Here is an 8,368-nt window from a genome sequence, read left to right on the forward strand (position 1 = left end):
TTTACCCCTCCAGCCACTATGTGACGCCACGCGACAAGGTGTTGGCGGCGGTCGAGACCATCAAGATCGAGCTGGCCCAGCGCCTCAAAGAACTGGTGGGCATGGGTAAATTGGTGGAAGCGCAGCGCTTGGAGCAGCGCACCCGCTTTGACCTGGAGATGCTGTCCGAAGTGGGCCACTGCAAGGGCATTGAAAACTACACCCGGCATTTGTCGGGAGCCGCACCGGGCGATGCGCCCAGCACCCTGACCGACTACATGCCGCCCGACGCCATCATGTTTCTGGACGAGAGCCACCAGATGATTGGCCAGCTCAACGCCATGTACAACGGCGACCGGGCCCGCAAAACCACGCTGGTGGAGTACGGTTTTCGCCTGCCCAGCGCGCTGGACAACCGGCCACTCAAGTTCGAAGAGTTTGAAAAGCGCATGCGCCAATGCATTTTTGTCTCGGCCACGCCTGCCGACTATGAAAAAACGCATGCGGGCAAAGTGGTCGAGCAGGTGGTGCGCCCCACGGGTTTGGTGGACCCGGAAGTCGAAGTGCGCCCCGCCACCCAGCAGGTGGACGATGTGCTGCAAGAAATCCGCATTCGGGTGGACAAGCACGAGCGCGTGCTGATCACCACGCTGACCAAACGCATGGCCGAGCAGCTGACCGATTACCTGAGCGACAACGGCGTGAAAGTGCGATTTTTGCACAGCGACGTGGACACCGTGGAGCGGGTGGAAATTTTGCGCGACCTGCGGCTGGGGGCCTTCGATGTGCTGGTGGGCATCAACTTGCTGCGCGAGGGCCTGGACATTCCCGAGGTGTCTTTGGTGGCCATTTTGGACGCCGACAAAGAAGGTTTTTTGCGCTCTGAGCGCAGCTTGATCCAGACCATTGGCCGGGCCGCCCGCAACCTCAATGGCCGGGCGATCTTGTACGCCGACCGCATGACCGAGTCCATGAAAAAAGCCATCGGCGAGACCGAGCGCCGCCGTGTCAAGCAAGTGGCGCACAACGAGGCCATGGGCATCACGCCCAAGAGCATCATCAAAAAGGTCAAAGACTTGATTGATGGCGTGTACAGCGAAAAGTCGGGCAAAGAGGCCGACCGCCTGGAGCAAGCCGCGCTGCAACGGGCCAAGGTGGAGGACATGAGCGAGAAAGACATCGCCCGCGCCATCAAGCAGCTGGAAAAACAAATGATGGAACACGCCCGCAACCTGGAGTTCGAAAAAGCCGCTCAGGTGCGTGACCAGCTGAGCATCTTGAAAGAACAGGCTTTTGGCGCAACAGGGGGCGACAACATCGTGCCGCTGATCCGGGCTTGAGCGGAATGGCCTGAATAACCCCATTACCCGAGTGTTTTGATCGGGATAGGTTTATACTTGACTTGTTTAGTCGGGAACCCGCTCAGGCGGTTTTCAGTCAGAGCTTCCACCCACTTCAGGAGTCTGCCATGCGTTTAACCACCAAAGGCCGTTTTGCCGTCACCGCCATGATCGACTTGGCCTTGCGCCAAGACGCCGGTCCTGTGACTTTGGCCGCCATCAGCCAGCGCCAACAGATTTCGCTGTCTTATCTAGAGCAGCTCTTTGGCAAGCTGCGCCGCCACAACCTGGTGGAGTCTACCCGTGGTCCTGGCGGTGGCTACACCTTGGGCCGCAAATCCACCGACATCACCGTGGCCGACATCATCTTGTCGGTGGACGAACCCATCGACGCCACCCACTGCGGCGGCAAAGAAAACTGCAACGGTGGCGATGGCCGCTGCATGACGCACGACCTGTGGGCCTCGCTCAACTCCAAAATGGTGGAGTTTTTGGACTCGGTCTCGCTGCAAAAACTGGTGGATGACCAGCTGGCCAAGGGCTTGGTGGTCGAGAACAAACCCAGCCTCAAGCGTGCCATTGCCCCCATGCCGATCAGCCAGCCGATCCGCGTGAATGTGCCCAACTCGGTGTTTGACCTGGGCAATATGTTCGCCAAATCCTGATTCACAGAAGTACCCACCATGACCACTCCCCACTTCCCCATTTACCTTGATTACAGTGCGACCAACCCCTGCGATCCCCGCGTGGTCGACGCCATCGTGCCTTGGCTGCGTGAGCACTTTGGCAACCCCGCATCGCGCAGCCACGCCTGGGGCTGGGAGGCCGAAGCCGCCGTCGAAACAGCCCGCGAGCAAGTGGCCGATCTGATTGGTGCCGACCCCCGCGAAATCGTCTGGACCAGCGGTGCCACCGAGTCCAACAACCTGGCCCTCAAGGGCGCAGCGCACTTTTACAAGTCACGCGGCAAGCACCTGATCACCGTGAAAACCGAGCACAAAGCCGTGCTCGACTCCATGCGCGAACTCGAGCGCCAGGGTTTTGAGGTGTCCTACCTTGATGTGCAGGCTGATGGCCTGTTGAGCATGGACACGCTCCAAGCCGCGATTCGCCCCGACACCATCTTGGTCAGCGTGATGCACGTGAACAACGAGATCGGCGTGATCCAAGACGTGGCCGCGATTGGCGCTTTGTGCCGCGAAAAAGGCATTTTTTTCCACGTCGATGCCGCGCAGTCCACGGGCAAAGTCGACATCGATTTGGCCCAGTTGCCCATCGATTTGATGAGCCTGGCTTCGCACAAAACCTATGGTCCTAAAGGCATTGGCGCTTTGTATGTGCGCCGCAAACCCCGCATTCGCCTGGAAGCGCAAATGCACGGCGGCGGTCATGAGCGCGGCATGCGTTCGGGCTCTTTGGCCACACACCAGTGTGTGGGCATGGGCGAGGCGTTTCGCATCGCCAAGCTCGAAATGGCCCAAGACAACGCCAAAGCCCGCGTGTTGCGCGACCGTCTGATGAACGGCCTGAGCGACATGGAGCAGGTGTTCTTGAACGGCCACCCCACCCAGCGCGTGCCGCACAACATCAACATGAGTTTCAACTTTGTTGAAGGCGAATCACTCATCATGGGCATCAAGGGCTTGGCGGTGTCGTCCGGCTCAGCTTGCACCTCGGCCAGCTTGGAGCCCAGCTATGTGCTGCGCGCCTTGGGCCGCAGCGACGAGTTGGCCCACAGCAGCCTGCGCATGACGATTGGCCGCTGGACAACCGAAGAAGAAATCGACTACGCGATCAAGACCATCCGCGAAAACGTGGCCAAGCTGCGCGATTTGAGCCCCCTGTGGGAAATGCACAAAGATGGCATCGACTTGAGCACGATCCAGTGGGCGGCGCATTGAACGTTTTACGTTGAGGGTTGAGGGTTGAGAGTTGAGAGTTGAGAGTTGAGAGTTGAGAGTTGAGGGTTCAGCGTTGAGGGTTCAGCGTGAAGTTTCCGAACACGCTCAACGCAAAACACCCAACACCCAACACCCAACACCCAACACCCAACACCCAACACCCAACACCCAACACCCAACACCCAACACCCAACACCCAACACCCAACACCCAACGCCCAACGCCCAACGCCCAACGCCAAACGTCCAACACTGAACGCTCAACACCCAACGCCCAACGCAAAAAGCACATCGAAACAAAACCAGGAGTTCAACATGGCATATTCTGAAAAAGTGGTTGACCACTACGAAAACCCCCGCAACGTCGGCTCGTTCGACAAGGGCGACGACAGCGTGGGCACCGGCATGGTCGGGGCACCGGCTTGCGGCGACGTGATGAAGCTGCAAATCAAGGTCAATCCGACCACCGGCGTGATCGAAGACGCGCGCTTCAAGACCTATGGCTGCGGCTCGGCCATTGCGTCCAGCTCACTTGTCACCGAGTGGGTCAAGGGCAAGACGCTGGACCAAGCAGCGGCGCTGAAAAACAGCCAGATCGCCGAAGAGCTGGCGCTGCCGCCGGTCAAAATCCACTGCTCCATCTTGGCCGAAGACGCCATCAAGGCCGCCGTGGACGACTACAAAAAGAAACACCTGAACTGACATGGCCATCTCACTGTCAGCCGCTGCTGCGCGGCATGTGACCCGCTACCTGGCCAAACGTGGCTCGGGTGTCGGCGTGCGCCTGGGGGTCAAGACCACGGGTTGCTCGGGTTTGGCCTACAAGCTCGAATACGTGGACGATATCGCCCCGGAAGACGTGGTCTTTGAAGGCCACGGCGTCAAGGTGTTGGTGGACCCGAAAAGCCTGGCCTACATCGACGGCACCGAACTCGACTTTGTGCGCGAAGGCTTGAACGAGGGTTTTCGCTTCAACAACCCCAACGAGCGTGACCGCTGCGGTTGCGGTGAGTCCTTCCGGGTATGAGTTTGTCGCCATCGCGAGAAGCACTTTGAAAAGATCAGCGTCATCGCGAGGAGTGCAGTGAAAAAATCAGCGTCATCGCGAGGAGCACAGTGAAAAAATCATCGTCATCGCGAGGAGCGAAGCGACGTGGCGATCCATGGCTTGATGGCCGTGCCTCGCTCGCCATGACAGTCAATTCATGATCCACCTCCAAGCCAACGACTTTGAGCTGTTTGACGTGCCTGCGCAGTACGCACAGGACCGCGCTCAACTCGATGCCCGCTGGAAAGCCCTGCAGCGCGAAGCCCATCCCGACCGCTTTGCAGCCGAGGGTGCAGCCGCCCAACGCGTCGCCATGCAGTGGTCTGTGCGCATCAACGAGGCGTACCAGCGCCTGAAAGACCCGCTCAAACGTGCCGCTTACTTGTGCGAACTGCAAGGCGCGCCCGTGCAGGCCGAAAACAACACCACCATGCCCGCCGCATTCCTGATGCAGCAAATGGAGTGGCGCGAAAGTCTGGAAGACACGGACGGTGCCCAAGGCCTTGAAGCTCTGGCTGACGAGGTGGCCACCGAGCAGCGACGCGTGCAGCAAACCCTGGGCGATTTGCTGGATGTGGCCAAAGACCCGGCCCAAGCCGTGGGGCAGGTGAGGGCGCTGATGTTCATTGAGCGCTTCACCCAAGAAGTGAACGCTAAACTCGACCGATTGACCTGACCACAGACCGCCATGCCTTTGAAGCTGGCGCTTGGACCAAGACCCGATACCCACCATGGCTTTACTGCAAATTTCCGAACCGGGCCAGTCGCCCGACCCCCACCAACGCCGCATTGCCGTTGGCATCGATTTGGGCACCACGCATTCGCTGGTGGCCTCGGTGCGCAATGGTGTGGCCGAATGTTTGCCTGACGAAGATGGCCGTGTCATCCTCCCATCGGTGGTGCGCTTCATGCCGGGGCAAGGCCGGCAGATTGGTTTTGAGGCGGTGCAATCTGCTGCCTCCGACCCGCTGAACACCATCGCCTCGGTCAAGCGCTTCATGGGTCGTGGCCTGCAAGACATCGCCAACCGCAGCCAGCTGCCTTACGAGTTCATCGCCAGCGAGCAAGGCATGCTGTCCATTCAAACGGTGCAAGGCCCCAAGTCGCCCGTCGAAGTCAGCGCCGAAATTTTGGCCACGCTGCGTTACCGCTCCGAAGACAGTTTCAACGACGACTTGTATGGCGCGGTCATCACCGTGCCCGCTTACTTTGACGACGCCCAGCGCCAAGCCACCAAAGATGCAGCCCAGTTGGCGGGCCTGAACGTGCTGCGCCTCATCAACGAACCCACAGCGGCGGCCATCGCTTACGGTCTGGACAACGCCAGCGAAGGCGTTTATGCCGTGTTCGATTTGGGTGGCGGCACCTTCGACATTTCCATCCTGCGCCTGACGCAAGGCGTGTTCGAGGTCTTGTCCACCGGCGGCGACTCGGCCCTCGGGGGCGACGATTACGACCAGGCCCTGGCCGATGCCGCCATGGCGCGCCAGCCCGACTTGCAGGCAGCCACTGCCGAAGACAAAACCGTGCTCAAGGCCGCTGCCCGTGCCGCCAAAGAAGCACTCACCAACGCCGATGCGGTCACGCTGAATGCCGCCTTGTCCACCGGCCGTTTGTCCGCGCCCATCAGCCGGGCTGATTTCGAGCAGGCCACCCAAGCCCTCACGGCCCGCTGCACCAGTGCTGTGCGCAAGGCCTTGCGCGATGCCCAGTTGGCCAAGGACGATGTGCAAGGCGTGGTCATGGTCGGCGGCTCCACCCGCATGCCGCAAATCCAGCAGGCCGTGGCCGACTTTTTTGGCCAAGCGCCGCTCAACAACCTCAACCCCGACGAAGTTGTGGCTTTGGGTGCGGCCATTCAGGCCAACCAATTGGCCGGCAACAACGCCGCTGGCGAATTGCTGCTGCTCGATGTGATCCCGCTGTCGCTGGGCATAGAAACCATGGGCGGTTTGGTCGAGCGCATCATCCCGCGCAACCAAACCATTCCGACGGCCATGGCGCAAGATTTCACCACCTACCAAGATGGACAGACCGCGCTGGCGCTGCATGTGGTGCAGGGCGAGCGCGACCTGGTACAAGACTGCCGCAGCCTGGCGCGCTTTGAGCTGCGCGGCATCCCGCCCATGGCCGCAGGCGCGGCCCGCATCCGAGTCACCTTCACGGTGGATGCCGATGGCCTGCTGAACGTGGGTGCCAAAGAACAAATCAGTGGTGTTGAAGCGCGCATTGACGTCAAACCCTCGTATGGCTTGAGCGACGAGCAAATCGCCACCATGCTGCAAGAAAGCTTCACCACCGCGCAAGCCGACATGAAGGCCCGCGCGCTGGTCGAGGCCCGTGTAGACGCCGATCGCATGCTGCTGGCCACGCGCAGCGCCCTGGCGGCCGACGGCCAATTGCTGCGAGGCGAGGAACGCAGTGCCATCGAAGCCTTGATGGCCACGCTGCAAGCCGCAGTGCAAACCGAGCAAGACGCGCAAGCCCTGGAAGACTGCACCCAAGCACTGGCCAAGGGCACCGAAGCCTTTGCGGCCGAGCGCATGAACCACAGCATCCAAAAAGCCTTGGCGGGGCAAAACATCCAAGCCTTGTAAAGTCTGCCCTGTACCGAATTCAAAGACACCTATGCCCGTCATCAAAATCCTGCCCCACCCCGAATACTGCCCGCAAGGCACCGAGATCACTGCGCCAGCCGGCACCAGCCTGTGCGAAGCGCTGCTGGACAACCACATCAACATCGAACACGCCTGCGACATGAGCGCGGCTTGCACCACCTGCCATGTGGTGGTGCGTGAAGGCTTCAGGAGCCTCAATGCCATGGAAGAAACCGAGGAAGACCTGCTCGACCGCGCCTGGGGCTTGGAGCCCAACTCGCGCCTGAGCTGCCAAGCCTTCTTGGCCAAAAGCGACCTGGTGATTGAGATTCCCCGCTACACGGTCAATCACGCCAAAGAACTGCACTGAGCCGGAGCGACAAAGCCATGCGTCAAATCGTTCTGGACACCGAAACCACAGGCCTGTCTGCCGAAGGTGGTGACCGCATCATCGAGCTCGGTTGTGTAGAGCTGTTTGCCCGCAAGCTGACAGGCAACAATCTGCATTTTTATTTCAACCCCGAGCGCGACAGCCACGAAGACGCGCTCAAGGTGCACGGCATCAGCAACGAGTTTTTGCGCGACAAGCCCAAGTTTGCGCAACTGGCCGACGAGATCCTCGACTACCTCGCCGATGCAGAGCTGATCATCCACAACGCGGCTTTTGACGTGGGTTTTCTGAACAAAGAGCTGGAGCGCTTAGGCAAAAAACCGCTCAAGGCTTACGTCAGCAATGTCCTAGACACCCTGGCCATGGCCAAGGAAATGTTCCCTGGCAAGCGCAACAGCCTCGACTCGCTGTGCGACCGGCTCGACGTCGACAACTCCGGCCGCACCTTGCACGGCGCTTTGCTCGATGCCGAGCTGCTGGCCGACGTTTACATCAACATGACGCGAGGCCAAGAAGCTTTGCTGATCGATGCAGGCGATGCCCCCAGCCACACCAAGACTGTGGCCGTGCCATTGGATTTGAGTCAGTTTGCCTTGCCCGTGTTGTCAGCCAATGCACAAGAGGTGGCTGCGCATGAGGAGGTGTTGCTGCAACTCGACAAATCCAGCGGCGGCAAAACCGTTTGGCGTCAAGTGCAGCTGGCGTGAGCCCAAAACCCGCACCTGGGCTGGCTTTGGCCGTGCAAGGGGCACTTTTTTGAGGCTAAATCAGGCATGTTTTCATGGCATAATGACGGACTTCGCTGAACAGCGCAGGGCGATTAGCTCAGGGGTAGAGCACTGCATTCACACTGCAGGGGTCGCAAGTTCGAAACTTGCATCGCCCACCAAAAAATTCCCAATGAAATCAAGCACTTAGTGGAAACTCTAGGTGCTTTTTCTTTGGTTCTAAGTAGCATGGGCTTGATCACTTGTGATCGACATTTTCAATGTGCCGTTCGCTGCAACGAAGTATTTTCTATCCATGCACCCCCCCATTTCTTCTGATCGAACACTTGCCGGTATCGGGCTGATGCTGGGCGCGATGTTTTTGTTTTCCATCAACGATGTGATG

Annotated in this window: 9 protein-coding genes and 1 tRNA gene; all 10 read left to right on the plus strand. The window is 59.5% G+C overall.

Features of this window, described 5'->3' with window-relative positions; all coding sequences use genetic code 11:
* Positions 1 to 1,319 (plus strand): helicase-related protein (locus ACIQ39_RS17300; protein ID WP_396435838.1); only part of this gene is annotated, 1,319 nt, incomplete at its 5' end.
* A gap of 128 nt (positions 1,320 to 1,447) precedes the next feature.
* On the plus strand, positions 1,448 to 1,984 hold the full coding sequence (gene iscR / locus ACIQ39_RS17305; protein WP_108352476.1) for a Fe-S cluster assembly transcriptional regulator IscR: 537 nt from the start codon (positions 1,448 to 1,450) through the stop codon (positions 1,982 to 1,984).
* Between the two features lie 18 nt (positions 1,985 to 2,002).
* Complete coding sequence (locus ACIQ39_RS17310) at positions 2,003 to 3,220, plus strand: IscS subfamily cysteine desulfurase (RefSeq protein ID WP_396435839.1); 1,218 nt, start codon at positions 2,003 to 2,005, stop codon at positions 3,218 to 3,220.
* A 314-nt stretch (positions 3,221 to 3,534) separates the two neighbouring features.
* Entirely contained in the window at positions 3,535 to 3,921 is a 387-nt protein-coding gene (iscU, locus tag ACIQ39_RS17315) for a Fe-S cluster assembly scaffold IscU (RefSeq protein ID WP_396435840.1), read from the plus strand.
* A 1-nt stretch (position 3,922) separates the two neighbouring features.
* Complete coding sequence (gene iscA, locus ACIQ39_RS17320) at positions 3,923 to 4,246, plus strand: iron-sulfur cluster assembly protein IscA (RefSeq protein WP_108352478.1); 324 nt, start codon at positions 3,923 to 3,925, stop codon at positions 4,244 to 4,246.
* A 181-nt stretch (positions 4,247 to 4,427) separates the two neighbouring features.
* Positions 4,428 to 4,943: a Fe-S protein assembly co-chaperone HscB gene (gene hscB, locus ACIQ39_RS17325; protein WP_396435844.1), complete on the plus strand. Its 516-nt coding sequence runs from the start codon at positions 4,428 to 4,430 to the stop codon at positions 4,941 to 4,943.
* A 55-nt stretch (positions 4,944 to 4,998) separates the two neighbouring features.
* Positions 4,999 to 6,864 (plus strand): Fe-S protein assembly chaperone HscA, encoded by a 1,866-nt coding sequence (gene hscA / locus ACIQ39_RS17330; protein WP_396435841.1) that lies wholly within the window; start codon positions 4,999 to 5,001, stop codon positions 6,862 to 6,864.
* A gap of 31 nt (positions 6,865 to 6,895) precedes the next feature.
* Positions 6,896 to 7,234, plus strand: a complete 339-nt coding sequence (gene fdx, locus ACIQ39_RS17335) for an ISC system 2Fe-2S type ferredoxin (protein ID WP_396435842.1) — start codon at positions 6,896 to 6,898, stop codon at positions 7,232 to 7,234.
* 17 nt (positions 7,235 to 7,251) lie between these two features.
* The gene (gene dnaQ / locus ACIQ39_RS17340) at positions 7,252 to 7,962 is read left to right on the plus strand and encodes a DNA polymerase III subunit epsilon (RefSeq protein WP_396435843.1); all 711 of its coding nucleotides are present in this window, start codon (positions 7,252 to 7,254) and stop codon (positions 7,960 to 7,962) included.
* A gap of 107 nt (positions 7,963 to 8,069) precedes the next feature.
* Positions 8,070 to 8,144 (plus strand) — tRNA-Val (locus tag ACIQ39_RS17345).
* Positions 8,145 to 8,368: the final 224 nt, after the last annotated feature.

It is taken from the genome of Limnohabitans sp., assembly GCF_044361645.1.
Lineage (GTDB): Bacteria > Pseudomonadota > Gammaproteobacteria > Burkholderiales > Burkholderiaceae_C > Limnohabitans_A.